The sequence below is a fragment of the Streptomyces sp. NPDC056296 genome (genome assembly GCF_042268605.1).
GTDB lineage: Bacteria > Actinomycetota > Actinomycetes > Streptomycetales > Streptomycetaceae > Streptomyces.
Window position 1 is genome coordinate 16,127 of the sequence record NZ_JBHJRX010000020.1, and the last position, 25,599, is coordinate 41,725.

22 protein-coding genes and 1 pseudogene are annotated in these 25,599 nt (G+C 75.8%); 9 read left to right on the top strand and 14 right to left on the bottom strand.

What is annotated here, in order from left to right:
- Positions 1-145: 145 nt before the first annotated feature.
- The 3 genes from ACFCZF_RS16655 to ACFCZF_RS16665 are packed head-to-tail and all read left to right on the top strand — an operon-like array spanning position 146 to position 1,679.
- Positions 146-688 (top strand): RNA polymerase sigma factor, encoded by a 543-nt coding sequence (locus ACFCZF_RS16655; RefSeq protein ID WP_376672271.1) that lies wholly within the window; start codon positions 146-148, stop codon positions 686-688.
- Complete coding sequence (locus ACFCZF_RS16660; RefSeq protein ID WP_376672272.1) at positions 679-1,344, top strand: Asp23/Gls24 family envelope stress response protein; 666 nt, start codon at positions 679-681, stop codon at positions 1,342-1,344. Before ACFCZF_RS16655 ends, ACFCZF_RS16660 begins: the two co-directional genes overlap by 10 nt.
- Positions 1,341-1,679: an Asp23/Gls24 family envelope stress response protein gene (locus ACFCZF_RS16665; protein ID WP_376672273.1), complete on the top strand. Its 339-nt coding sequence runs from the start codon at positions 1,341-1,343 to the stop codon at positions 1,677-1,679. Before ACFCZF_RS16660 ends, ACFCZF_RS16665 begins: the two co-directional genes overlap by 4 nt.
- Positions 1,680-1,694: 15 nt before the next feature.
- On the opposite strand, the gene ACFCZF_RS16670 is transcribed toward ACFCZF_RS16665, so the two are convergent.
- Entirely contained in the window at positions 1,695-5,480 is a 3,786-nt protein-coding gene (locus ACFCZF_RS16670) for a WD40 repeat domain-containing protein (RefSeq protein WP_376672274.1), read from the bottom strand.
- 347 nt (positions 5,481-5,827) lie between these two features.
- Between ACFCZF_RS16670 and ACFCZF_RS16675 the strand changes: the two genes are divergently transcribed.
- The 4 genes from ACFCZF_RS16675 to ACFCZF_RS16690 are packed head-to-tail and all read left to right on the top strand — an operon-like array spanning position 5,828 to position 8,994.
- The gene (locus tag ACFCZF_RS16675; protein ID WP_376672275.1) at positions 5,828-6,211 is read left to right on the top strand and encodes a hypothetical protein; all 384 of its coding nucleotides are present in this window, start codon (positions 5,828-5,830) and stop codon (positions 6,209-6,211) included.
- The gene (locus ACFCZF_RS16680; protein ID WP_376672276.1) at positions 6,208-7,650 is read left to right on the top strand and encodes a tol-pal system YbgF family protein; all 1,443 of its coding nucleotides are present in this window, start codon (positions 6,208-6,210) and stop codon (positions 7,648-7,650) included. The genes ACFCZF_RS16675 and ACFCZF_RS16680 overlap by 4 nt, the downstream gene beginning before the upstream one ends.
- Before the next feature lie 51 nt (positions 7,651-7,701).
- Positions 7,702-8,625, top strand: coding sequence for a polysaccharide pyruvyl transferase family protein (locus ACFCZF_RS16685; protein WP_376672277.1), 924 nt, complete (start codon positions 7,702-7,704; stop codon positions 8,623-8,625).
- A gap of 60 nt (positions 8,626-8,685) precedes the next feature.
- The gene (locus ACFCZF_RS16690; protein WP_375911652.1) at positions 8,686-8,994 is read left to right on the top strand and encodes a DUF3040 domain-containing protein; all 309 of its coding nucleotides are present in this window, start codon (positions 8,686-8,688) and stop codon (positions 8,992-8,994) included.
- Between the two features lie 50 nt (positions 8,995-9,044).
- On the opposite strand, the gene ACFCZF_RS16695 is transcribed toward ACFCZF_RS16690, so the two are convergent.
- The 12 genes and pseudogenes from ACFCZF_RS16695 to ACFCZF_RS16750 all read right to left on the bottom strand — a co-directional run bounded on the left by ACFCZF_RS16695 (position 9,045) and on the right by ACFCZF_RS16750 (position 22,859).
- Positions 9,045-9,941, bottom strand: a complete 897-nt coding sequence (locus ACFCZF_RS16695; RefSeq protein WP_376672278.1) for a glycosyltransferase family 2 protein — start codon at positions 9,939-9,941, stop codon at positions 9,045-9,047.
- Entirely contained in the window at positions 9,938-10,900 is a 963-nt protein-coding gene (locus ACFCZF_RS16700; RefSeq protein ID WP_376672279.1) for a glycosyltransferase family 2 protein, read from the bottom strand. Before ACFCZF_RS16700 ends, ACFCZF_RS16695 begins: the two co-directional genes overlap by 4 nt.
- Complete coding sequence (locus tag ACFCZF_RS16705; protein WP_376672351.1) at positions 10,897-11,952, bottom strand: glycosyltransferase family 9 protein; 1,056 nt, start codon at positions 11,950-11,952, stop codon at positions 10,897-10,899. The genes ACFCZF_RS16700 and ACFCZF_RS16705 overlap by 4 nt, the downstream gene beginning before the upstream one ends.
- Positions 11,953-12,908: 956 nt before the next feature.
- The gene (gene rfaE2 / locus ACFCZF_RS16710) at positions 12,909-14,285 is read right to left on the bottom strand and encodes a D-glycero-beta-D-manno-heptose 1-phosphate adenylyltransferase (RefSeq protein WP_376672280.1); all 1,377 of its coding nucleotides are present in this window, start codon (positions 14,283-14,285) and stop codon (positions 12,909-12,911) included.
- Positions 14,286-14,293: 8 nt separating this feature from the next.
- Positions 14,294-14,902, bottom strand: coding sequence for an SIS domain-containing protein (locus ACFCZF_RS16715; protein WP_375911660.1), 609 nt, complete (start codon positions 14,900-14,902; stop codon positions 14,294-14,296).
- Positions 14,902-16,119, bottom strand: coding sequence for a glycosyltransferase family 4 protein (locus ACFCZF_RS16720; RefSeq protein WP_376672281.1), 1,218 nt, complete (start codon positions 16,117-16,119; stop codon positions 14,902-14,904). The genes ACFCZF_RS16715 and ACFCZF_RS16720 overlap by 1 nt, the downstream gene beginning before the upstream one ends.
- A complete protein-coding gene (locus ACFCZF_RS16725) occupies positions 16,116-17,078 on the bottom strand; it encodes a glycosyltransferase (RefSeq protein ID WP_376672282.1) in 963 nt (320 codons plus the stop codon). Before ACFCZF_RS16725 ends, ACFCZF_RS16720 begins: the two co-directional genes overlap by 4 nt.
- Positions 17,075-18,064, bottom strand: coding sequence for a glycosyltransferase family 9 protein (locus tag ACFCZF_RS16730; protein ID WP_376672283.1), 990 nt, complete (start codon positions 18,062-18,064; stop codon positions 17,075-17,077). The genes ACFCZF_RS16725 and ACFCZF_RS16730 overlap by 4 nt, the downstream gene beginning before the upstream one ends.
- Positions 18,065-18,450: 386 nt before the next feature.
- Positions 18,451-18,981 (bottom strand): annotated as a pseudogene (locus ACFCZF_RS16735) (D-glycero-alpha-D-manno-heptose-1,7-bisphosphate 7-phosphatase); the annotation flags it as partial.
- On the bottom strand, positions 18,978-20,012 hold the full coding sequence (locus ACFCZF_RS16740; RefSeq protein ID WP_376672284.1) for a glycosyltransferase: 1,035 nt from the start codon (positions 20,010-20,012) through the stop codon (positions 18,978-18,980). The pseudogene ACFCZF_RS16735 and the gene ACFCZF_RS16740, both read right to left, overlap by 4 nt.
- Positions 20,009-21,649, bottom strand: coding sequence for a carbamoyltransferase (locus ACFCZF_RS16745; protein ID WP_376672285.1), 1,641 nt, complete (start codon positions 21,647-21,649; stop codon positions 20,009-20,011). Before ACFCZF_RS16745 ends, ACFCZF_RS16740 begins: the two co-directional genes overlap by 4 nt.
- Before the next feature lie 217 nt (positions 21,650-21,866).
- Complete coding sequence (locus ACFCZF_RS16750) at positions 21,867-22,859, bottom strand: NAD-dependent epimerase/dehydratase family protein (protein ID WP_376672286.1); 993 nt, start codon at positions 22,857-22,859, stop codon at positions 21,867-21,869.
- Positions 22,860-23,022: 163 nt separating this feature from the next.
- On the opposite strand from ACFCZF_RS16750, the gene ACFCZF_RS16755 reads away from it, so the two are divergent.
- Positions 23,023-23,463: an SRPBCC family protein gene (locus ACFCZF_RS16755; RefSeq protein WP_376672287.1), complete on the top strand. Its 441-nt coding sequence runs from the start codon at positions 23,023-23,025 to the stop codon at positions 23,461-23,463.
- An 85-nt stretch (positions 23,464-23,548) separates the two neighbouring features.
- Positions 23,549-24,436 (top strand): endonuclease/exonuclease/phosphatase family protein, encoded by an 888-nt coding sequence (locus ACFCZF_RS16760; RefSeq protein WP_376672288.1) that lies wholly within the window; start codon positions 23,549-23,551, stop codon positions 24,434-24,436.
- A gap of 8 nt (positions 24,437-24,444) precedes the next feature.
- Here ACFCZF_RS16760 and ACFCZF_RS16765 read toward each other — a convergent pair whose 3' ends face one another.
- Complete coding sequence (locus ACFCZF_RS16765; RefSeq protein ID WP_376672289.1) at positions 24,445-25,596, bottom strand: XdhC family protein; 1,152 nt, start codon at positions 25,594-25,596, stop codon at positions 24,445-24,447.
- Positions 25,597-25,599 lie beyond the last annotated feature (3 nt).

Below are 25,599 nucleotides of genomic sequence, written 5' to 3' on the forward strand. Positions count from 1 at the left end.
CGGCCGGCGGTACGGCGTTACGCGGTCGAGGGGAATTTCTTCCGCACCGACCTTTTCGGTGGGTCCGCGTAACGCCGGGCGCGGTCGGCGTGTCCAACCGGGGAACCCGTTGCGGGGACTGTGGGAACGACGGAAGGGAGCGCACGTGCCGGGGGACGACGGACTGCTCGCGGTACGGGCCGCCGAGGGCGACGAGGACGCCTTCGAGGCGCTCGTGCGCCGGCACGCGCCCGGGCTGCTGCGGCTCGCGGCGCGCATGCTGGGGAGCCCGTCCGAGGCGGAGGACGCCGTGCAGGACGCGTTCGTGAGCGCCTGGCGCAGGCTGCCGGAGTTCCGCGGGCAGTCGGCCTTCGCCACCTGGATGCACCGCATCGTCGTCAACCGGTGCCTGAACATGCTGCGTTCCCGGCACCCCGTGACGGCCCTCGACAGCGTGCCCGAGCCCGTCGCGCCGGACCACGTGGCCTCGCCCGCCCGGGCCGCCGAGTCGCACGCCGCCGCGGTGGCGCTGGGCCGGTCGCTGTCCGCGCTCTCCCCCGAGCAGCGGGTCTGCTGGGTGCTCAGAGAGCTGGAGGGTCTGTCGTACGAGACGATCGCGGAGACGGTCGGGATCAGCCCCGAGGCTGCCCGCGGCCGGGTGTTCCGCGCACGACGCTGCCTGACGGAGGCGATGACCGAATGGCGATGAACACCGGGGCGGAGCTGCCCGGGCCCGGCGCCGGGCCCGGCGGCGCGACGGACGGCATGACGGACGACGAGCGGCTGGCCTGCGGGCGGATGCTGTCCGAGGTGTGGGAGGCCTGGGAGGAGGGCGCGGACGACACGCACCCGCGCGCCTGCCCGCACTGCGCGGCGGCCGTCCGGCAGCTCGACCTGCTCGGTGCGGCGGTGCGCGAGGCCGGGAGCGGGCGGGAGCCCGACTGGGACGCCGGGGCGCTGACCGAACGTGTCATGGACGTCGTACGGCTGGAGCTGCGGCCCGGACGGCCGCTGCCCCTCGGGGAGCGCGAGGAGGACCTGTGGGTGCGCGAGGCGATGGCCGCCAAGGCGCTGCGGGCCGCCGCCGAGACCGTTCCCGGCGTGCGGGCGGGCTCCTGCCGGATCCGGCCCGCCGAAGCCGGCGGTACGCCCACGCGCGGCCCGGTCCGGGTGCGGCTGGAGGTCGTCGTGCCGCTCGCGCCGGGCCTGCACGACCTCGCGGAGGAGATCCGCCGAAGGGTGCGCGGGGCGGCGGACGAGGCTCTGGGACTGCCGGTGGAGGACGTGGACGTGCACATCACCGACGTGACGGACCCGGCCGAAGCGGATACGGGCACCACCGAAGAAGAAGGGGAACGACCGTGACCACTGCCGCCACCGGCCGGGACGACCTCGCCGGCACCGTCGCGCGGGTCACCGCCGACGTGCCCGGTGTCGCCTTCCTGCGGCCGGGACTCGTGGACCTGTTCCGCGGCTCCGCCCGCACCGGACCGCCGCTCCCGCCCGGCCGGACACCGGCGGGCGTGCGGGTGACCCGGGGCTCCGGGTCGGGGCCGTGGGAGGTGGACGTCCAGGTCGTCGTCCGCCGCGGTCACCGCGCCCTGACCGTCGCCCGCGCCGTACGCGACGCGGTGAGCAGCGCCCTCGCGGAGACGGCGCCCGGCGCGCAGGTGACGGTGACCGTCACCAACGCGGTGTGAATCCGTAGCCGCCTCTCACCCGCAGGTGCGCCGGTAGGCGAGCTGCGGCAGGAGTTCGTGCCAGGTGGCGGGGGTGAGATCGCCACCGGTGCGGGCGCAGATGTGACGGACCGTCCGTTCCGTGTCGAGCGTCCAGAGCCGCGCCGTGAGGTCGTTGCCCGCGGAGGCGAGGGTGTCGCCGTCGGGGCTGAACGCGACCGAGGTGACCGTCTCCAGGTGGCCGGTGAGTTCGTTGCCGAAGGGCTCGGCGTGGGCGGGGTCCGCGACGTTCCACAGGCGTACCTCGTGGTCCTCCCCGCCGCTCGCGAGGGTGCGGCCGTCCGGAGCGAAGGCCACGGAGGTGACACCGCCGCGGTGCCCGGTCAGTTCCTCGCCCAGGGGGCGGATCCGGCCGGGGTCGGTGGCGTCCCACAGCCGTACCGTGCGGTCCCGGCCGCCGGTGGCGAGGGTGCGGCCGTCCGGGGAGAACGCCACCGAGTTGACCCAGTCCCCGTGGGCGGTGAGGGGTTCGCCCAGGGGGCGGGCCCGGTCGCGGTCGCCCACGTCCCACAGGCGGGCCGTCTTGTCCTGGCTGCCGGTGGCGAGGGTGCGGCCGTCCGGGGCGAAGGCCACGGAGGTGATCCAGTCCGTGTGGCCGGTCAGGGGCTCGCCGAGGGGGCGTACGTCGTCCGGGCCGCGTACGTCCCACAGCCGGGCCCTGCCGTCCGCGCCGCCGGTGGCGAGGGTGCGGCCGTCCGGGGCGAAGGCGACGCTGAGGACGCCGCCCGGGTGCGCGTCCGGGAGGGTGCCGACGGGGGCGGGCCGGGCCGGTTCGGAGACGTCCCACAGACGTACGGTTCCGTCCTCCGCGCCGGTGGCGACCGTGCGGCCGTCGGGGGCGAAGGCCGCGGTCAGGACGGGGGCCTCGTGGCCGGTGAGGTGCCTCGGCAGGGCGCGGGGGTGTCCCGGCCGGCCGACGTCCCAGAGCCGGACCAGGGCGTCGTCCGTGCTGGCGGCGGCGAGGAGGCGGCCCTTCGGGTCGTAGGCCACGGAGGTGAGCGGGTTGGTGAAGTCGGTGAGGACGTTCTCCGGCAGATGCCAGACGCGGACGCTGCGGTCGGCGCCGGTGGTGGCGAGGGTGCGGCCGTCCGGGGCGAACGCCACGTCCCACAGGCCCTCCGTGTGCCCGGTCAGCGGTTCGCCGATCTGCTGTGGGTACTTCGGGTTGGCCACGTTCCACAGGATCACGGTGTCGTCCTGCCCGGCCGTGGCCAGCGTGTGTCCGTCCGGGCTGAACGCCACGGCCCACACGGCGGCGGAGTGCGTGGTGAGCGGATCACCCAGCGGGGTCGGGCCGTCCGAGCCGGACACGTCCCACAGGCGCACCGTCTCGTCGTAGCCGGCGGTGGCCAGGGTGTCGCCGTCCGGGGAGAACGCCACCGACCAGACGGCCTCCTCGTGTGCGCGCCGGGGCTCGCCGAGCGGGGTCGCCCCGTCGGCGCCGTCCAGTCGCCACAGGCGCACGGTGCCGGTGTGGCCGGCCGTGGCGAGGGTGCGGCCGTCGGGGGCGAAGGCGACGTCGCGGACGCTGCGGGCGTCGGCGCGGACCGGTGCGCCGAGCGGCTCGGGCCGGGCCGGGTCGCCCACGTCCCACAGGCGGACGGTGCCGTCGTCGCCGGAGGTGGCGAGCGTGCCGCCGTCCGGGGCGAAGGCGACGGCGACGACGGATTCCCCGTCGTGGCTCACCAGGGGCCGGCCGACGGGCCTGGGCCGCTCGCGGTCGTGCGCGTCCCAGAGCCGGACGGCGCCGCCGTGCCCGGCCGCCACCAGCAGGGCGCCGTCGGGTGAGTAGGCCACGGCGCCCACCGGTCCGCCGGCGAGGCGCAGCGGCTCGCCGAGCGGCTCGTCCGCGCCCGCCGTGTCCCACAGCCGTACGGTGCCGTCGTGGCCGCCACTGGCGAGGGTCCGGCCGTCGGGGGCGAACGCGACGGCGCTGCCGATGTCCTCGTGTCCGGACAGCCGGGTGGACAGCACCCGGCCCGCGTCCGTGGTGAGCCGGGTCCGCAGGTCGGCGGTGGAGCGCATGCCGAACGCGGCGACGTCGAGCCGGGCGGTCAGTGCGGTGTTGGTGCCGCGCAGCCGGTCGGCCTCCGCGGTGATCCGGCTGAAGACGGCGTCGTCCCGCTCGTCCTGGGCGGTGGCCCACGCCCGCAGAGCGACGACGGCGGTGCCCGAGGCGACCAGGACCAGCAGGGCGAGCGCCGCGGACAGGCCGCGCCGGAGCCATACCGCGCGGCGCCGCCGGCGGATCGACGCGGCCAGGAACTCCCCCTCCAGCGCCGTGAGTTCCGTACTCCGGTCGTCCTGCGGGAAGGCGTCGTGCGCTGCGGACAGGCGCGAGCCCGCGTAGAGCGCGGCGTTCTCCCGGCCGAGGGTCAGCCAGGTACCGGCGGCTTCGGACAGCGCCCGGTGGACGCGCAGCCGGTCGCGTTCGGCGTCGATCCAGCCACGCAGCCGCGGCCAGGCGGTGATGAGTGCCTCGTGGGCCAGTTCCACGGTGCCGTCGTCGAAGGTGAGCAGCCGGGCCCGGACCAGCCGGTCCAGCACGGCACGGGCGCCGTCGGGGTCGCCGAGGTCGAGTTCCGCGTGCTCGGCGGGCCGCCGGGTGTCGGGGGTGCCGTCGCCCGGGGCGACGAGCCGCAGCAGGATGCGCCGGGCCAGGTCGGCCTGGGGCCCGGTGAGTTCGCCGTACACCTCCTCGGCGGTGCGGACGACGGCGCCGCGCAGTCCGCCGGCGGCCTCGTAGGCGGACTCGGCCAGGGTCCGGCCGGTGCGGTGCCGCCAGGTCTCCAGCAACGCGTGCGACATCAGCGGCAGTCCGCCCGGCGCGTCCTCGACCTCGTCGAGCAGCCGTGCGGTCAGGGCGCGTTCGACGACCAGTCCCGCCGCGGCGGCCGGCCGGACGACGGCCTCCCTCAGCTCCTGACGGCACATCGGTCCGACGAGCAGGGTCGCGTCCTGCAACGCCGCGGTGAGCTCCGGGTGTTCGGCGCACCGTCCCAGGAAGTCGGCGCGTACGGCGATCACCACCCGCAGTGCGCTGTCGGGGGCGGTGGCGGCGAGCAGCCGGTCGACGAAGGCGTTCCGCTCCGCCGGGTCCGTGCAGAGGGTGTACAGCTCCTCGAACTGGTCGACGATCAGCCAGGTGTCCGCGTCGGTGTCCGGCACGGGGGCCAGCCGGTCCGCGTGGGTGCGCAGCGGGTGCGCGCCGGGGGTGAGGATGCGTACGGCCGCGGGGGGCTCCGGGGCGTCCGCGTCGGTTCCCGGCTCGCGCAGGCGCGGGATCAGGCCGGCCCGCAGCAGGGAGGACTTGCCGCTGCCGGAGGGTCCGAAGACGGCGGTGAAGCGGTGCCGACGGGTCAGTTCGGTCAGCCGGCCGACCAGCCGGTCACGCCCGAAGAACAGGGCCGCGTCGTCCGGTTCGTACCGGGTCAGGCCCCGGTACGGCGGTCGCGTGTCCTCGTCCGCGGCGGCGAGGGCGGCGGCCTCCGCGCTCGTCTCGCGCCAGCGCCGCTCCCATTCCTCCGGGTCGCCGCCGCAGACGTCGACGTAGGCGAGGGTCACCGCGAGCGTGGGCAGCTGCCGGCCGGCCGCCGCCTGCGACAGGGCGGTCACCGAGAACGGGACCTTCTCCGCCATCGTCCGGTACGTCGGTCGCCCCACCGACTCCCGCAGCGCGCGGAGTTCCGCGGCGAACCGCTGCACCGGTCCGGCTCCCGGGTCGAGCCGTCGCTCCCGGCGCCCCACTCCGCTTCCGCTCACGTATCCCCGCCCACGCCGTCGTCGCCTGTCGCTCTCGGTTTCCGTCCGGGCGCCCACGGTAGGGAGCCGCTGGACGGGGCGGCAAGCGAACGGGTGATCATCGGCGGGTGACGCACGGGGAGTTCACGGCCTCTTCACTCCGGTTCCGCATTGTTCCGCGGCGATTCGTGCCGTTCCGCATTGTTCAGTGCCGGGTCCGGGCTGCTGAACAACGGTGCGGCGCGGTGGAATCGGTGGCCGGGGGAGTGCGGGGCGGCGCGGACGTCGAGTCCGGTGTCCATCACGGCCGTGCCACCCCGCACCCACTTCGCCCGCTTCGGGGAAAGGCACACGAGGGAAGTGATCCGATGACTCCCGCCACCACTCGCCGACCGGCCAGCGTCACGCTGGCCGTGGTCCTGCTGGCGCTGGGGACCCTGACGGCCGCCGTCGCGGGGACGACCGACCCGCAGGCGCAGACGCGGACGCTGATGTCCGCGCTCTGGCTCGCCTGCGTCTGGTTCGCGGTCCGGGCCGGCCGCGGGCGGCGGGTCGCGCGCACCACGGCCGCCTGTCTGACCGTGCTGACCCTGCTGCTGGCGGCCCCGTTCGCGCTCGTCGACCCGCTGTACGGCGGCCTCATCCTCCTGGTGGCCGCGGTTCTGGCGGTCCCGGGGCTGTTCCTGCTGTACGCGCCCGCCGCCGAGGCGTACGTCCGTGCCCGGCAGGACGGCGAGGGGAGCGAGGCATGACCCAGCCGCCGTACGACGAGCCGGAGTACCCCGAGTCCGAATTGCCCGAACCGGAGTACTGGCCGCCCGCGCCGCCGCGTGAACCGCGGGAGCCCGATCCGCTCGCCGTCGCCGTCGGCAACGCCTCACTGCTCGGCGCGGGCTACCTGATCCTGGGACGGCGGGGGCTGTTCTGGGGCGCCGCGGTGGTCACCGGCGCGCTGGTGTGGCTGACGGTCTCGAAGGCCGAGACGTGGTGCGAGCTGCTCCTGCTGCTGTGGTGGGCGGTGGTCGTCGCGCACGGCCTGTGGCTGGCGCGGCGCAATCCGGCGGCGGGCCCCCGGCGCGGACAGCGGGTGCTCGCGCTCGCCCTCGCCCTCCCGGTGCTGGCGACCGCCGGGTGGCTGCGCTTCGACGCCCACGGGATCGAGGACGCCGTCACCGAGGCCCGCGAGGACGGGGACTGCGTGGCCGTGGTGGCCGCCCAGGACAGGGTGGGTCCCGGCCACCGGCTGGCCGCCGCCCCGGTGGCCGCCCGCGGCGACACGGAGGTCGAGACGTGCGAGCGCCTGGACACGGCGGCGGGCTATCTGAGCGGCGGGCTCACCGGTGACCTGGAGATGCTGGAGGCCGGCTTCGGACGGCTCGGCACGGTCCTCGACGAGCCCGGCAACGAGCAGACGGTCGGCACGACCCTGAAACGCTTCCTCGGGCAGCTGCCCACCGACGACGGCTGCCGGACCATCCGGATCGCGGACTGGCTGCGCGACCGCGAGAGCGGGCCGAAGAGCCTGGACGGCCCGTCCTCCGCCACCGCGGCCCGGATAGCGCCCGAGGCGCTGATGGAGTGCGCCGACACCCTCATGACCGACGGGGAGTGGGCGGACGCGCGCGACCGCTACCGGCGGCTGCTCGACGAGCACCCCGGCGACGACCGCGCGGAGGCCGCTCGCAAGGGGGTCAGGAAGGCCGGTCTGGCCATCGAACTGGACCACGTCAGGGAGCTGGTGACGGCGGCGGACGGCATGAACTCCGGGTACTGCCGGGAACCCGCGAAGTACTCGCAGGCACCCGCCTACCGCAAGGGCACGAACCGCGCCCTGTTCGTGGGCGACAGCGAGTACACGGACAAACTGCCGGACGGGTGGCACGCCTCCGACGCGGCCAAGGCGGCGCTGGTGGTGTGCGTGGACTCGGCGGGCGTGGGGAACACCGTCGAGACCTGCCAGTACCGGGACGACGACCAACGAATCCGCAGCGTCACCTTCCACAAGGTCGAGGTCCGGGTGAAGGCCTACGCGCTGCGGACGGGGAAGCTCGTGACCGACCGCAAGCTGCAGATCAGCGGCACCAGCTGCCCGTACCTCATCTCGTACTACGGCAGCCCGCCGTCGCAGCAGTCCGTCACGCCCTCGGACGCGAACGTGCGCGACGCCTTCGAGTCGGTGGTCAAGCGCTGACCGGCCACCGGCGGTGATTGCCGCGCCGGCGCCGGGGCACCCGTGCGCACTGTGCACGGACGAGACAAGACCCTGGTGACCGGCTGGTTCAGCTTCCTGCACGGGGAGGCGACCGCCGGGGACGTGCTGGCGCTGCGGCGGGTGGAGGAGGTGCTGCGGGACGCGGGGCTCGCGTACGACGTCGTATGGAGCCCGGGGTTCCGGGCGGACGGGCCGCACTTCGCGGACGTGGACCCGGCGGCGTACTCCCGGCTGGTCTTCGTGTGCGGGCCGGCGCACGGGCCGCAGGTCGAGGAGTTGCACCGGCGGTTCGCGCACTGTGTGCGGATCGCCGTCGGCGTCTCCGTCGTCGACCCCGGCTCCCCGGCCGTCACGGGCTTCCACGAGGTGCTGGCCCGGGACACCGCCGGCGCCGTGCCGACCCTGGATCTCGCGGCCCGCGCACCCGCGTCGCCCGCCCGGCCCGTCGTCGGGGTGGTGCTCACCCACGGACAGCACGAGTACGGGGGGCGGCGGCGGCACGAGGAGGTCGCCGCGGGGCTGACGCGCTGGCTGGCCGGCAAGGACTGCGCCCGGCTGGAGCTGGAGACACGGCTCGACGCGCACGACTGGCGGCTGTGCGGCACGCCGGCCCAGTTGGAGGCGGTACTGGCCCGGCTGGACCTGGTCGTCACCGACCGGCTGCACGGGCTGGTCCTGGCGCTGCGCGCCGGGACGCCGGCACTGGCGGTCGACCCGGTCGCGGGCGGCGCGAAGGTGACGGCGCAGGCCCGTGCCTGCGGCTGGCCGGCGCTGGTGGCCGCCGAGCGGCCGGCGGCGGACGTGCTGGAGCACTGGTGGGACTGGTGCCTGACCGGCGGACGGGAGGAGGCACGGCGGATCGGTGCCGGGTTCCGGGCGGCGGACGCGGCCGCGGACGCCGCGGACGGTCTCCTGCGGGCGCTGGAGGCGCCGGGGGTGCGGTCGGCCGGTTAGTTCGCCGGCCGCGCGGGCACTCGGGGAGCCGTCGGTCCGCCCCCGGGAGGAGACATCGTCGTGAGCATCGGCCGACTCCCCGATCACGAACAGCGCATACTCGACGAGGTCGAACGGGCGCTGCGCCGCGACCGCCGGCTGGACAGGCGCCTGCGCACGCTGCGGCTCGGCCGCCGCCCCGACCTGGGCCGCCTGGCCGCGTACCGCCCGCGTACCCTGACCGTCCTCCTGCTGCTCGCACTGTCGGTGACCCTGATGGTCACCGGCATCGTCACGTCCGAGCCCGGCGTGATCTGGGCCTTCGCCGCGGTGTGGCCGGTGACGCTGTTCGCGGCGTTCCGGTTGCTGTGCCGGTGGACGGAGGGTTAGGAGAGGGACGGCGGGTCGGGGAGGCGGGCGGTCGCGTCGTGTCGCGTTCGTCAGCCCGTGTAGCTGCGGGCCGTCGAGTCGCGTTGGGCGGGTTCCAGTGAGCGCAGGCGGGCCTCGACCTCCGGCGGCAGCACCCGGCGTTCGCGCAGCACCCACGGCAGGGCGGCCGTCGCCTCCGCGAAGGCGCGCAGCGACGCGGTGTCGCGCGGGACCGTGCGGGCCAGGTGGAGGGTGCGGCGCAGGGCCGGACCGGCCGGGCGGCGCAGCCAGGTGAACCACAGGGTGTTGCGGATGCCGTGCGCCCGCCGCAGCGTCGAGTCCCTCGCCTTGGAGGGGTGGTGATGGATCGTCAGGTGGTCGGCGTACGTCAGCCACCAGCCGTTCGTCGCCAGGTCGGCCGCGAGCAGTTCCTCCTCGCCACCCAGCCACAGTCTGGGGTGGAAGCCGCCCGCGGCGCGGAAGGCGTCGGTGCGCAGCACGGTCGCGGCGGCCAGGAAGGACCCGAGGGCCGGTCCCGGGAGCCAGTCCGGGCTGGGCACGGGCGAGTCGCGCAGTTCCTTGACGATCGGGTCCTCGGTGCCGTCGGGTTCGACGAGGATGCGGGCGGTGACCGAGCCGACCGCCGGGTGACGGTCGAGCAGGTCGGCGGCCCCGGCCAGGGAGCCCGGCGCCCACCAGGAATCGTCGTCGCAGAAGGCGACGTAGGGCGTGCGGACCTGGCGGACCGCCAGGTTGCGGCCGACGGCGCCGAGGTTGCGGCCGGGGCGCAGGAGCCGTACGCGCGGGTGGTGGCGGGCGACGGCGGAGGCGGTGCCGTCGGTGGAGGCGTTGTCGGTGACGATCACCGGGGGCTTTTCCGGGAGTTCGGCGAGGCGGTCCAGGGTGCGCAGGAGTTCCGGGCGCCGGTTGTGGGTGATGACGACGACGGTGGTCCGGGTGTCGCTCATGAGGTCGCTCCGTCCGCTCCGTCTGCTCCGTCTGCTCCCGCTGCTCCGTCGAGGAGGCGTGCGGCGCGTTCCACGTGCGGGGGCAGGGGCCGGCGGGCGCGCAGGGCGGCGGGCAGGCGGGTGAGCGTCTCGCGCAGCGCGCGCCGGGCGTGCGGGTCGTGGCGGGCGTCGGCGGCGAGCGCACGGGTGCGGGCCAGCGCGTGCGGGAGGGAGCGGCGCAGCCAGGCGGTGAGCAGTTCGTTGCGGCGCACGACGGCCGGGCGGTCGGTACGGGGACCGGGGTCCGGGTGGTGGTGGGCGGTCACGTCGGGGCAGTGCGTGACGCCCCAGCCGCGGGCGGCCAGGTCGTAGGCGAGGAGGGTCTCCTCGGCACCGAAGAAGAGCAGGGGGTGGTAGCCGCCCGCGTCGAGGTAGGCCGTGCGGCGGGTGACGGCGGCGCAGCCGAGGAAGCCGAGCACCTGGGTGCCGGGCAGGTCGGTGGCCGGGCCGAGGGGGGAGTCGGCGAGCAGGTCGTTGAGGGGGTCCGCGGCGTCGGCGGGACCGACGAGGGTGCGGGCGGAGAGCAGGCCGAGCCGGGGGTGCTCGTCGAAGTGCCGGGCGGCGGCGCGCAGGGCGCCGGGCGCCCACCAGGAGTCGTCGTCGCTGAACGCCACGTACGGGGTGTCGAGGGCGCGGACGCCGTGGGTGCGGGCGAGGGCGCCGCGGTTGAACGGCAGGGAGAGGACGCGGACCTGCGGGAAGTCGCGGGCCAGCATGGCGCGGGTGTCGTCGGTGGAGGCGTTGTCGACGACGAGGATCTCGGGCCGCTCGGGCAGGGCGCGCAGGTGCCGCACGGTGACGGCGAGGCTCGCGGAACGGTTGCGGGTGGCGATGACGATGCCGACGGGGGCGGGTTTCGTGGGGTCGGCGCGGGGCCGTTCGCGGGTGCTGGACCGACCGCGGTTCGTGGCGTGGTTCATGGTGCCTCTCCCAGGGCGTCCAGGGCGTCGAGTGCGTCCAGGACGTCGTCGGTGGTGATCCGCAGCAGCGCGGGGTCGGTCTCGTGGCCGTGCGGGTCGCCGTGGTCGCCGTCGGGGCCCGGGTGCCACAGGGCACGGTGCCGGGGGTGGTCGGGCGGGCCCCAGCGACTGGGCGGGACCGGGCCGAACAGGGTGACGGAGGGCGTGGCGTGGGCGACGGCGAGGTGGGCGATGCCGGTGTCGCCGCTGACGACGGCGCGGGCTTGGGCCACCAGGGCGGAGAACCGGTCGTGGGGCAGGCCGCCGCCGAACACGTCCGTGTCGGGCAGGTGGGCGAGCTTGGCCAGCCGGGCCACCAGGTCTCCCTCGTCCGCTCCCCCGGTGACGACGACCCGGCGCCCCCGTGCGCGCAGCGCTTCCGCGACGGCCGCGTACCGTTCTACGGGCCAGCGCCGGGAGGGGGCGCCGGCGCCGGGGTGCAGGACGACGGCGCCGGGGGCGGGGGACGGTGCGGCCGGGCGCGGCAGCCGCAGGTCGGCCGGGTCGGCGTCGATGCCGTACGCCCGCAGCAGCCGGCACCACCGGTCGCGCTCGTGCTCCTCGGCGTACCAGGGCGGCCCGTCGACCTCCGGCGTCTCCGGGTGCGCGAACGCCAGGAGCTTCAGCGGGCGCAGGCGCGTCAGCAGGCGGTGGCTGGGCGGTCCGTTGCCGTGCAGGTCGACGGCGACGTCGGGGGGCGGTCCGGCCCAGTCGAGGGTGCGCGGGACGGCACGGCCGGGTTCGGCGGCGGGCAGCAGCCGGTCCACGGCGCCGGTCGCCGCGACGACGGGCGCCAGCTCGGCGGGGGTGGCCAGCACCAGCTCGTGCCCGGGGTACGCCCGACGCAGCGCGCGCAGCGCGGGCACCCCGGCCAACAGGTCCCCGAGCCCGAGCGCCCGCAGCACAAGCACCCGGGGCCGCGCCCCGCCACGGGCCTCCTGCTCCCCCGGCCCGCTGCCCGGCACCGCGTCCGAGTCGGCGTACGCCGGCCCGACGTCGGGCGGGTGCGCCATCCCGGCGGAGGGCGGATGCACGGGGCCGCCCGTCACGAGCCCACCAGCGGACGTCGCCGGCACGCAGTCGCCCATCACGAGCCCACCAGCAGACGTCACCGGCACGCAGTCGCCCATCACGAGCCCACCAGCGGACGTCACGGGCACGCAGTCGCCCATCACGAGCCCACCAGCAGACGTCACGGGCACGCAGTCGCCCATCACGAGCCCACCAGCCGACGTCACCGGCACACAGTCGCCCATCACGAGCCCACCAGCCGACGTCACGGGCACGCAGTCGCCCATCACCAGCCCACCAGCAGACGTCACGGGCACGCAGTCGCCCATCACCAGCCCACCAGCCGACGTCACCGGCACACAGTCGCCCATCACCAGCCCACCAGCCGACGTCACCGGCACGCAGTCGCCCATCACCAGCCCACCAGCAGACGTCACCGGCACGCAGTCGCCCATCACGGGCCCACCGGCGGACGTCGCGGGCACGGGGTCAGCCCCCTCCGCCCCGCCCGCAGGCGCCGAAGGCGTCGTGTCCTCCGCACCCGCGGCGGGGTCCGCGCCCGCAGCCGCACCCGAAGCAGGGTCCGCACCCGCGGCAGGCTCCGCACCCCCGCGACCTCCACCAGCAGCCACACCTGGCCCACCACGCGCCGTCCCGGCGGGCGGCGCATGCACGGGACCCCGGGCGACAAGGCCGCCGGCGGTCACAGGGGGCGCGGAGCCACCCGCCCCGGCACGGCCGGCGGATGCCGGGGGCGTCGCATCACCGGCGAGCGACGCGGCCGGCCGGCAGCCCGCACCCGGCCCACCACTCCCCGTCCCGGCGGACGGCGGAGGTACGGGGTCGCCCGTCACCGGGCCGTCGGTCGAGGTCCGGGACGTGGTGCCGTTCGCCGGCAGGTCACCGGCGGGCGGTGGGGCGGCGGCCCGGCCGCGCCCCCTGGCCGGGGTGTCGGGGGTCATCGCACCCCCTCCGCGGCCCGGGCCATCAGGGCCGTGGAGGAGCGGCCGTCCAGGTAGGGCAGGAGGACGGCCTGGCCGCCCCATTCCTGGAGGAGGGCGGCCTCGGGGAGGTCCGCGCCCGCGTAGTCGCCGCCCTTGACCCAGACGTCGGGGCGCAGGTCGCCGAGGAGGCGTTCGGGGGTGTCCTCGTCGAAGACGGCGACCGCGTCGACGCAGGCCAGGGCGCGCAGCACGCGGACGCGGTCGGCGAGGGGGTTGACGGGGCGGCCGTCGCCCTTGCGGCGCTGGACGGAGGCGTCGGAGTTGACGCAGACGACCAGGCAGTCGCCGAGCCGCCGGGCGGCCTGGAGGAGGCCGACGTGCCCGGCGTGCAGCAGGTCGAAGCAGCCGCCCGCGGCGACCACCGTGCCGTGCTGGGCGCGGATGCGGGCGGCCAGGGCGTGCGGGTCGTCGGTGTCGGGCGAGGAGGGTGACGCGGGGCCGGTGCCGGCGGGGGGCAGGGCGCCCGCGCCGCCCGCGGCGACGAACGCCGTCGCGGCGCCCACCGCGCCCTCGACGGCCTCCCCCACCAGCGCCCCGTCGGCGAGCAGCCCGGCTGCGGTGGCGGCGAACCGGTCCCCCGCGCCGCAGGAGTCGCCGTGGTGGGCGGCGGGTGCGGGGACGAGCAGAGGGTGTTCGCCGTAGGACAGGAGGGCGCCTCGGGAGCCGAGGGTCACCGTCACCGCGGCCACCCGCCAGTCGCGTACGAGGGCGGCGGCGTTGAGCGCGGCGGCGCGCAGGCCCCCGCCCGGGTGGCCGTCGCGCGGTGCGAAGCCGTGCGCCTCCTTCTCGGCCGGTGTCACCAGCCGGGTGCCGGGCACCGGCGGGCCTCCGCGCGGGTGCGGGTCCCAGACCAGCGGCGGGCGTGCGGCCAGTACGTCCCGCAGGGCGTCCGCCGTACCGCGGCCGTAGTCGGAGACCAGGACGGCCCGGGCGGAGCGCAGTGCGGCGCGGGCCTCGTCCGTGGCCTCGCGGGCCCGGCCGCCGCCGCGGTCGAGGCGGACGACGGGGCGGTCCTGCGCCAGGACGCGGGTCTTCTCGGCCAGCGTTCCGGTGAGGGGGAGCGGGATCAGGGTCAGCCAGGGGTCGAGGAGTTCGCGCAGGGCCAGGCCGGCCGGGTCGTCGCCCGCGCCCGTGATCAGTGTGACCTCGCGGCCGTCGCGGGCGGCGAGGTACGCGGCGAGCGCGGCGCCGCCGGGGCGTACGCGCTCGGCGCACTCCGATACGACCGGGACCGGCGCGTCGGGCGCCAGCCGGTCGGCGGAGCCGGTCAGGTCGCGGTCCAGCAGGGCGTCGCCGACCACGACCAGGGGGGTCCGGGTCCTGTCAGCCATGCGTCCGGTCACCTCCGCGTTCCCTTGCCACGTACACGCCGTACACCCCGTTCCAGGGCGGCGTCGAAGGCCGCGCAGATCATGTGCACGGCGACCAGGTGGATCTCCTGGACGGTGGCCGTCGAGGGGGCGTCCACGCACAGGGACTCGTCGCTGCCCGCCATGAGCGGGTTGGGCTCGCAGCCGGTGAGCGCCCACACCCGTACGCCGGCCGCGCGGGCGGCGTCGGCCGCGGAGAGCAGGTTGGCGCTGGCGCCGCTGGTGGACAGCAGCATCAGCACGTCGCCGTCGCGGCCGTGCGCGCGGACCTGGCGGGCGAACACCTCGTCGACGCCGTAGTCGTTGGCGATGGCGGTCGTGGAGGACGTGTCGGCGTGCAGGGCGATGGCGGAGAACGGCGGGCGGTCGTCGCGGTAGCGGCCGACGAGTTCGGCGGTCAGGTGCTGCGCCTGGGCGGCGCTGCCGCCGTTGCCCGCGGCCAGCAGCCGGCCGCCGCCGGAGAGGACGGCAGCGAGCCGCGAACCCCAGCGTTCGGTGATGTGCGCGGAGGCGCGGAACGCCCCGAGCGCCTCCTGGAGTTCGTCGCAGTGCCCGACGACGGGCGGGTGCACGGTCATCACGCCACCTCCTTCGACAGTGCGTGGTCGGCGAGGGTCAGGCGGTACACCTGTTCCGCGCCGTCGGCGACGCGCGCCCAGGTGTAGTGCCGCAGGACGCGTTCGCGGCCGTTCCTGCCGTACTGGCGGCGCAGCCGTTCGTCGGCGAGGAGTTGGCGGGCGGCGTCCGCGATGGCCTCGGGGTCCTGCGGGGTGACCAGACGGCCCGTGGTCCCGTCGGCCACGGAGTCGCGGTGGCCGCCGACATCGGTGGCGAGGACGGGCACGCCGCAGGCCATCGCCTCCAGCGGCACGATGCCGAAGGGTTCGTAGAGCGGTGTGCACAGCACCAGGTCGGCGCTGCGGAGCAGGGCGGGCATGTCCTCCGGGTCGACCGCGCCGAGCAGCCGGACCCGGTCGGCGACGCCGGTGCGGCGGGCGAGCGCGGTCAGGCGCTGTGCCTCGGGGTCGGCGTCGAGGCCGCCGGCGGGCGGGCCGCCCGCGATGAGGAGTTCGGTGTCGGGGACCTGGGCCAGGGCGCGGATGGCCTGGTCGTATCCCTTGCGGGGCACGAGCCGGCCGCAGGCCAGCAGGCGGTGCCGCTCCTTGCGGGCGGGGGTGCGGCCGGTGTCGGCGGTGGGGTGGAAGTGCTCGGCGTCCACACCGCAGGGGACGACGGACACCTGGCGGGGCGGTACGCCCATGTCGCCGAGTTCGACGACCTCGTCGGTGCAGGTGGCCAGGACTCTTTCGCAGGCGCGGCCGAGCTGTCGTTCGATGCCGATGCGCTCGTACGGGCTGGTGTCCCGCATGCCCTGGTGGCGCCGCTTGACGGTGCCGAGGGCGTGGAAGGTCTGCACGAGGGGGACGCCGTGCGGCCGGGCGCCGATCTGGGAGGCCATGCCGGACATCCAGAAGTGGGCGTGCACCACGTCGGGCGTCTCACGGGCCCAGGCGCGGGCCAGGTGTGCGCCGAAGGCGGGCATGTGCGGGAACAGTTCGTCCTTGGGCACGACCGCGGGCGGCCCGGCCGGCACGTGCTCGACGACCGCGCCGCCGGGCAGCGGCACCCGGTCGGGCAGACCGGCGGCGTCCCGGCGGGTGTAGACCGTGACGTCGTGGCCGCGCCCCGCCAACTCCTCGGTGAGACGGGCCACGTAGACGTTCTGTCCACCGGCGTCGACTCCGCCGAGCGCGGCGAGCGGACTCGCGTGCTCGGACACCATGGCGATCCTCATCGGGTCACCTCCTTCAGCAGCCGCTCCCAGTCGTCCAGGAAGCGGGACAGCCCGTAGCGGGACAGGGCCGCCGCACGGGCGCCGTCGCCGACCGTCCGCGCGTGCGGCGGGTCGGCGAGGAAGTCGCGTACGGCGTCGGTCAGTACGTCGATGCGGTTGGAGACCACTCCGGCGCCGGGCGGCACGGCCTCGGTCACCTCGGTGGTGGCGAGGGCGACCACGGGCATGCCGAGGTGCATGGCCTCCAGGAGGGACAGGCCGAGGGAGGTCCAGCGGACGGGGTGGACGTAGACGCGGCGGCGGGCCAGTTCGGTGTGCAGGTCGCTCTGGGGGACGTCCTGGGTGCGGCAGCGGCCGGGGTCGACGCCGATGTGCTCGGCGAGCCCTTCGGTGCGCATGCCGAAGACGTCGAGCGGGGCGGCGCGGGAGAACGCGGGGAGCAGGTCCGTGCCGGTCGTGCGCCCGCGCCGGATGGGCTCGTTGACGACGACTGCGGCGCGGTCCAGCTCGCCGGTCCAGCGGTGGCCGGGGTCGATGATGCCGTGCTCGATGACCGTCGTGTCGGCCGGACCCGCGTCCCACATCAGCCGGTTGAAGTGGGTGACGTGGACGAGGGTGGTGATGTCGGGGAGGTCCGCGACGGGGTGCCGGGTGTCGGGTACCCCAGGAGAACGGCCGTCGGGGGCGTTGTGCTCCAGGTACACCAGCGGCGGGCGGCGGCCCAGCCACTGGTCGACCAGGGCGAGTTCGTGCGGGCGCTGAATGATCACGAGATCGATGTGCTCGTCCCGCAGCCGCTCCGGCGGTACTTCGACGACGGAGTCGGGCCAGTCCCAGGTACGGGCGCGGCCGAGGCCGTCGGGTCCGCGGTCCGGGGTGACGGGGACGAGGTAGGTGTGCGGGCCCTGCACGAAGGCCGTGGTCCACGACCCGTGCACGTGCCAGATGAGGATCCTCATGCCTCCCCCAGGAGTTTCTCGACGGCGGCCGCCACGTCGGTGGCCGTGACGGTGTTCAGGCAGGGGTGGCCGGGGACGGGGCAGTCCCGGGCCCGGCTGCCGGCACAGGGCGCGTCCTGGTCGCCGAGCAGGACGTACGGGACGCCGTACGGCCGCCAGCGCTCCGCCGGTACGACCGGCGCGAACAGGGACACGACCGGGGTGCCGACGGCGGCGGCGAGGTGGGCGGGCGCGGTGTTGCCGGTGACGACGACGGCGGCGCCCGCGAGGACGCCGGCCAGCTCGGGGGCCTCGGTGCGGCCGCCGAGGTCGGTGCCGTGCTCGCCGGCGACGTACGCGGTGAGGTCGCGTTCGTCGGGGCCGCCGGTGACCAGCACGCGGTGCCCGGCCGCGGAGAGTTCGCGCACGGCCTCGGCGGCGCGTTCGGGGCTCCAGGCGCGGGCGGGGACGCTGGCGCCGGGGTGCAGTACGACGTAGGGGTCGGGGCCGGTCAGCGCGTCGGCGCGGGGCGGCGTGCGCACGCGCAGCCGTCCGTCGTCGGGGCGGGGGAACCCGGCCGCCTCGGCGAGGTCGAGCGCGGCCTCGGCCTCGTGGGCGTGCGGGGCGCGCTGGTGGCGCAGGTCGAGGAGCGAGCCGGGGTAGTCCACGCTGTCGGCGGCGATGTGCCGGACGCCGGCGAGGCGCAGGACCAGGGCGGTGGGCAGCGGGGACTGGTGGAAGGAGGTGAGGATCAGCGCGGTGTCGGCGTCGATCCGGTCCACGAGCGCGTCGATGTCCTCCCGGCTGACGTCGGGCGGCTGGAACCCGCCCCACGGCGCGTCCCACACCAGCACCTCGTCCACGCCGGGCAGCAGGCGGGCGGCGGGCGCGCCGCGCGATCCGCACAACATGGTGACGTGGTCGGCCCGGGCGGCCACGGCCCGCACGGCGGGTCCGGCGAGCAGTACGTCGCCGAAGCTGTCGAGCCGGGTGACGAGTGCCTTCATCGCGGCCTCCCGGGGGTGTATGCGGCGGTACGTGACCGGGACGCCCCCTGCGCGGGGGCCGGTGCGGCCCCGTCGGCGGCCGCCTCCGCACCGTCCACGCCCGCGCGCGGCCTCCCGCGGGCGTCCACCGCGGCACGGGACCCGGCCGCCCCGGACGCGGGCACGGCCCCGTCGGCGTCGGCGACCGTCGCGGCGCGGTCCCCGTCGGCGTCGGCGACCGAAGCGGCGCGGTCCCCGTCGGCGTCGGCGACCGAAGCGGCGCGGTCCCCGTCGGCGTCGGCGACCGAAGCGGCGCGGTCCGCGCCCCCGGTGGACGCCTCCTCCTGCCGCGTTCCGTCGCCGCCCGTCCCGAACGCCGCCTGGAAGGGGCGTTCATCCGCGAGGACCCGGCCCCTCGGCGGGCCCGCGAGGACCGCCCGTACGGCGGTCAGCAGGTCCGGGGCGACGTGGGCCGCGGTGGCCGTCTCCTCCGGGCGGGTCCGCGTGTTGGGGACGAGGATGCCGTGGGCGCCCGCGCGCCGGGCGGCTTCCGTGTCGGCGCCTATGTCGCCGATGACGACGCAGTCGGCGGGGGCGGTGCAGACGCGTCCGGCCGCCCAGAGGACCAGGCCGGGCTGCGGCTTGCGGCAGTGGCAGCCGTCGTCGGGGCCGTGCGGGCAGATCGCCCAGACGTCGAAGGGGCCGATGAGGTCGTCGATCCGCCGGTTGACGTGGCGGACGTCGGTGTCGCTGATGAGGCCGCGGGCCACGCCGGACTGGTTGGTGACGACGCCGGTGCGGATGCCGTGGGCGCGCAGCAGCCCGACCGCCTCACGGGCGCCCTCGACGGGCCGGACCCGCTCCGGGTCGCCGTTGTAGGGGACGTCGTGGACGAGGGTGCCGTCGCGGTCGAAGAGCACGGCCTTGACGGGGCTCATGCGGCCACCTCCCGCCAGGCGGGGGCGGAGCGGTGCCGCCACAGTCCGCTCAGCCGGTGCCACGTCGCGGCGGGCGGGATGAGCGCGCTGGTGACCAGCATGGTCGTGACCTCGTAGCGGGTGCGCGGGCCGGGGATGATGCGGGCCCAGGCGAACTCGGCGGTGCCCGCGGCCCACCCGAGCCCGGCGACCGCGGCGGCGCGGGGCCGGCCGGCGGCGGCGAGGGCGAGGGCGGCCGCGCCGGCGGCGGTGATCGCCGCGTGGCGTCGGATGCGGCCCTTGGGCGCCACCGCCTTGGCCCACCAGTCGGGGCCGTGCAGCCGCCGCATCAGAGCGTCGTCGGCGTTGCCCCGCTGCTGCTTCAGGGACACCCAGCGGGAGGCGGGGCGTACGGGGTGGCGGGTGGTGCGGCGGCCCCGCCGGATGCGCCAGCCCGCGTCGAGGACGCGCAGCGCGAGGTCGGCGTCCTCGCGGAAGGCGCGGGTGAAGCGTTCGTCGAAGCCGTCGACCTGCCCCAGCACGTCCGTGCGGTAGGCCATGTCGGCGGTGATCCACTGGGCCCGTGCGAGACCGGCGGTGCCGCGCTCCCAGTCGGTGGGGCGGCGCTCGCCGGGCAGCGGCACGGCGATCACGCCCTGCACGGCACCGGTGTCGGGGGCCGCCTCGGCGAGGTCCTGGACCAGTTGGTCGCACCAGTGCGGGCCGACCTGCACGTCGTCGTCGAGGAAGGCGGTCCAGGGTGAGGTGACCGCGCGGATGCCCGTGTTGCGTGCGGCGGCGGGGCCCCGGCCCCCGCTGCGCAGCACCACCGTGCGCTCGCGCAGGTCGCCGAGGACGGTCAGGGGGTGCTCCAGCGCGTCCGGGTCGGCGTCCGGCCCGGGCCGGTCGTCGACGAGGATGATCTCGTCGGGGCCTGGCCCGGTCGCGGCGGCCAGCGCCGCGAGGCAGTCGGCCAGCGTGTCGCGGACGAGGGTGGGCACGACCACGGCGTAGCCCGTCCTGGGGCCGCCGGTCGCGGGTGCGCCGCTCATGCGAACGCCTTCCCCCGGCGCACCGCGAACGGTCCGATGGCCAGCAGGTCCACGGGTGCGGAGCCGAAGCACTCCAGCGCGTCGCGCGGGTCGTCGACCATGGGCCGCCCGGCGGTGTTGAGGCTGGTGTTGACCACGACGGGCAGCCCGGTGCGCCGTTCGAAGGCGTTCAGCATCCGGGCGACGAGCGGCTCGCGGCGCTCCTCGACGGTCTGGATGCGGGCGGTGCCGTCGACGTGGACGACGGCCGGGATGCGGTCCCGCCAGGCGCGGGCGACGTCGTGCACGAAGAGCATGTACGGGCTGGGGATCGGCCCGGTGAAGATGTCGGCGGCGCGGTCGGCCAGCACCATCGGCGCGACCGGGCGGAACTCCTCGCGGCCCTTGACGTGGTTGAGCCGCTCCAGGTTCTCCGCGCGGCCCGGGTGGGCCATCAGGGAGCGGTGGCCGAGGGCGCGCGGCCCGAACTCGCTGCGCCCCTGGAACCAGGCGACGACGCCGTCCCGTGCCAGTTCCTCGGCGACCGTCTCGGCGATGTCGTCCGGCTCCTCGTAGGGGATCGCGGCGGTCTCCAGCCACGCGCGGATCTCCTCGTCGCTCCAGCCGCGGCCGAGGTCGGCGCCGGGCATGGCCTCGGGAGCGGTGCCCTCCTGGGCGGCGGCCACGTGCAGGGCGCCGCCGAGGGCGGTGCCCGCGTCGCCGGCGGCGGGCTGCACCCACACGTGCCGGTACGGGCCACGGGCGGCGATCTTCGAGTTGGCGACGCAGTTGAGCGCGACGCCTCCGGCCATGGTCAGGGCCTCTCCCCCGGCCTCGCGGTGCAGCCAGTGGACGAGTTCGAGGAGCAGTTCCTCCAGTGCGGCCTGGGTGCTGGCGGCGAGGTCGGCGTGGTCCTTCGTCCAGTCCTCGCCCTTGGCGCGGGCCGGGGCGAGGGCCGCCCAGTCGACTCCGTGGGCGCGGAAGCCGCCGTCGCCGGTGGCGTGGACGTGCTCGCGCAGGCGGTCGAGGTGGCGGGGGGTGCCGTAGGAGGCGAGGGCCATCACCTTGTACTCGTCGCTGCTGCGCAGGAAGCCGAGGTGCTCGGTCAGTTCCTCGTAGACCAGGCCGAGCGAGTGCGGCAGCGCCTGTGTGGCGAGGGTGTCGAGCTTGCCGTCGCGGTAGCGGCCGGCCAGGTGGGAGGCGGACTCGCCGCGTCCGTCGAGGACGAGGACGTCGTTGTCGGGGTGCGGTGAGGCCGGTCCGGCGGAGGCGGCGTGGGCCACGTGGTGCGGGACGAAGACGACCTGGTCGGGGTCGAGTCCGGGCAGCGCGTCGGCGAGGAACTCGGGGGCGCGGCGGGCGTACTCCAGCCGCAGCGGGTCCCAGGGGTCGTCCAGGCCCATGTCGCGGGCGGGCCGGGCGAGCCCGGGGTCGAAGGAGTACGCGACGGCGTCCAGTTCCTCGGGCCGCACCCCGGCGTGTTCCAGGCACCACCGCGCCGACAGGTCCGGCACCTCCCACGCGGAGAAGGGCACCGGGCGCTTGCCGTGCTTGCGGCGGCTGAAGCGCTCTTCCTCGGCGGCCGCAACGGTCCGGCCGTCGACGACGAGTGCGGCGGCCGGGTCGTGGAACAGGGCGTTGATACCAAGGATGCGCATGGAGGGTGCTCCGTCCCGGGCGGCTCGTGGGTGTTACTCGATCCCTCTGGTACTTCTGGGTCTCTCTGGTACCTCTGGGTTTCTCTAGTACCTCTGGGTCACTCTCGGCTCGCGGGTCCCGTGGTGCGGCTGCCTCAAACACTTGGAAACAACTCAATGCCAGAAATGAGCGGATAAATCACCCACCGTAATGAGGTGCGCCGAAACCGCCGGTGGCCTACGCGGCGACGGAGTGCGCGAACCATCCGATGGTCCGCTCCAGCCCCTCGCTCCACCCGACCCGCGGCTGCCAGCCGAGCCGTTCCCGGGCCAGGGTGGTGTCGGGCTTGCGCCGGCCGGGGTCGTCGACGGGGCGCTCGACGAAGCGGATGCGGGAGCCGGAGCCGGTGAGCTCGACGACGCGGCGTGCCAGTTCCAGCATGGTGATCTCGTCGGCGCCGCCGATGTTCATCGGCCCGGTCTCGCCGGACCCGGCAAGTGCCAGGACGCCGTCGACGGTGTCGTCGACGTAGCACAGGGAGCGGGTCTGGCCACCGTCCCCGGCGACGGTGAGCGGCATGCCGTCCAGGGCCTGCGCGATGAAGGTGGGCACGGCGCGGCCGTCGCCGGTGCGCATGCGGGGGCCGTAGGTGTTGAAGATGCGGACGATGGCGGCGTCGGTGCGGTGCACCTGGCGATGGGCGGTGACCAGTGCCTCGGCGAAGCGCTTGGACTCGTCGTAGACGCTGCGCGGGCCGATGGGGTTGACGTTGCCCCAGTAGGTCTCGCGTTGCGGGTGTTCCAGCGGGTCGCCGTAGACCTCGGAGGTGGAGGCGAGCAGGAAGCGGGCGCCGTCGGCACGGGCCCGCTCCAGGGCGTTGCGGGTGCCGGTGCTGCCGACGTCGAGGGTCTCCAGGGGCAGCCGGAGGTAGTCGGCGGGCGAGGCCGGGCAGGCGAAGTGCAGGACCAGGTCGAACCGGCCGGGCAGGCCGCGCAGGGCCGCCGGGTCGGTGGCGTCGGCCCGGACGAACCGGAAGCCGCGGTGCCGTTCCAGGTCGGCCACGTTGCCGCGGGAGCCGGTGGCCAGGTTGTCGAGGCATACGACGTCGGTGCCGGCGTCGAGCAGGCGGCCGCACAGGTGGGATCCCACGAATCCGGCGCCGCCGGTCACCAGGGCCCGGCGCCAGACGCGTCCACTCACGGGGCTGTCGCCCAGGGGGCTCTCGCTCACGGGGTCCTCCTCTCTCTCACCGTCACTTGCGTGTCGGCTGAGTAACCCGGTGAACGCCCCCACTACCTCGAACTTCCATTCGAGAGGACAGGGGCGTCCGCGACGGCACCACGCCCGCCAGGCCCTGCGCCCGGTCACACGGTCGGTTCCCTACGATCGCTCCGTGGTCACCTTCTCGCTCGAACGCACCGCCCCGCTCCCGCTGGACGAGGCATGGCGCCGGCTCACCGAATGGCAGCGGCACGGCGACGCCGTGCCGCTGACCCGGGTCACCGTCACCACGCCCGGCCCCACCCGCCGGGGCACGGTGATCGTCGCCCGCACGGGCGCCGGCCCGCTCGCCTTCGACGACAGGATGGAGGTGACCGTCTGGGAGCCGCCCCGGGACGACACCCCCGGCCGGTGCCGGCTGGAGAAACGCGGCCGGCTGGTGAGGGGCTGGGCGGAGATCGAGGTCCACCCGGGCCCCGGCGGCCGGACCCGCGTCCTGTGGCGCGAGGATCTGCGCGTCCGCCCGCTGCCGTCCCTCTTCGACGGCGCCCTGGGCCGCGCGGGACGGCACGTCTTCGGCCGCGCGGTCAACCGGCTCCTGCGGCGTCCGTGAACCACGGGTTGCGCACGGGGTACGGGTCGCGGACGGGACCGCGTCGCACGCCACGCCCCGGGCGTTTCCCGCGTACCGTGCCGGCATGTCTGCCAGAGCGCGCACCTTCATCCAACTGTCCGTAGCCGGTGCCCTGTTGAGCCTGGCCGTGGCGGCACCGGCCGCCGGGACCGGCCAGGGGCCCTCGGTCCCGCTGCGCATCGCCACGTACAACATCCACGCCGGAACGGGGTCGGACGGCGTCTTCGACCTCGACCGGCAGGCCGCCGTACTGCGCGCCCTCGACGCCGACGTGATCGGCCTCCAGGAGGTCGACGTGCACTGGGGGTCGCGCAGTCAGGGACTCGACGTCGCCGAGGAGTTGGCGCGGCGGCTCGGCATGCGGGTGTCGTTCGCGCCGATCTACAGCCTCGACCCCGTGGCGGCCGGGAGCCCGCGGCGCGAGTACGGCGTGGCGGTGCTGTCCCGCTTCCCGATCCGCTCCGCGACGAATCACGAGATCACGCGCCTGTCCACCCAGGACGAGAACCCGGTGCCGGCGCCCGCGCCGGGGTTCGGCGAGGTGACGCTGAACGTGCGCGGAGTGCCGGTCCAGGTGTTCGTCACCCACCTCGACTACCGCTCCGACCCGGCGGTACGGGTGGCGCAGGTCGCCGACACGCGGCGGATCATGGCGCGGGAGCGGGCGGCTGTGCCGGGGGCACGGCAGGTGCTGCTCGGCGACTTCAACGCCGAGCCCTCGGCCCCCGAGCTGCGGCCGCTGTGGGTGGACCTGCGCGACGCCGGAAGCGGAACCGGTGGCACGTATCCGGCCACGGCACCCGTGAAGCGCATCGACTACGTGACGGTGGGCAAGGGCGTGCGGGTGCACGGCGCCTCCGTGCCGGACGAGGCCGTGGCCTCGGACCACCGGCCGGTGGTCGCGGACGTCACCCTGTCGAGGAAGCCGGGGAAGGGGACGGACCGGGCCTGAACACGGGTTCAGGCCACCGAGCCGATGCGGCCCGCCGGTGCCGTCTGGCCGTCGTGGTGGATCGGGGTGTGGGCGCCCGTCAGCGAGGCGCCCGTGCCGCCGCGGCGGGCCGCGACGATCTCGGCGGCGATGGAGAGGGCCGTCTCCTCGGGGGTGCGGGCGCCCAGGTCGAGGCCGATGGGGGACCTGAGGCGGGCCAGCTCCAGGTCGGTCACGCCGACCTCGCGCAGGCGGGCGTTGCGGTCCAGGTGGGTGCGGCGGGAGCCCATCGCGCCGACGTAGGCCACCGGAAGGCGCAGCGCCAGTTCGAGCAGCGGTACGTCGAACTTGGCGTCGTGGGTCAGGACGCACAGGACCGTGCGCGCGTCGACCTCCGTGCGCCCCAGGTACTCGTGGGGCCACTCGACGACGATCTCGTCCGCGTCCGGGAAGCGGACCTCGGTCGCGAAGACGGGGCGCGCGTCGCACACCGTCACGTGGTAGCCGAGGAACTTGCCGACGCGGACCAGTGCCGAGGCGAAGTCGACCGCGCCGAACACGATCATGCGGGGCGCCGGGACTGAGGACTCGATCAGCAGTGTGAGCGGTGCTCCACAACGCGAGCCCTGCTCTCCGATCTCCAGCGTGCCGGTGCGGCCGGCGTCCAGGAAGGCGCCCGCCTCGGCGGCCACCGTGCGGTCCAGTTCGGGGTGGGCACCGAAACCGCCGGTGCGGGAGCCGTCCGGGCGGACGACGAGCGCGCGGCCCGTCAGTTCCGCCGGTCCGCTCACGATCCGCGCCACCGCCGCCGCCTCACCTCGCGCGGCGACGGTGAGCGCGGTGGCGAGGACCGGACGGGCGGGGTCGTCCGCCCGTACCGGGGTGACGAGGATGTCGATGACGCCGCCGCAGGTCAGGCCCACGGCGAAGGCGTCCTCGTCGCTGTAGCCGAAGCGCTCCAGGACGGTTTCGCCGTCGTCCAGCGCCTGCCGGCACAGCTCGTACACGGCCCCCTCCACACAACCGCCGGAGACCGAGCCGATCGCCGTGCCGTCGGCGTCCACCGCGAGGGCGGCGCCGGGCCGGCGGGGTGCGCTGCCGCTGACGGCCACCACGGTGGCCACGGCGAAGTCACGCCCCTGCTCGACCCACCGGTTCAGCTCTTCGGCGATGTCCAGCATCTG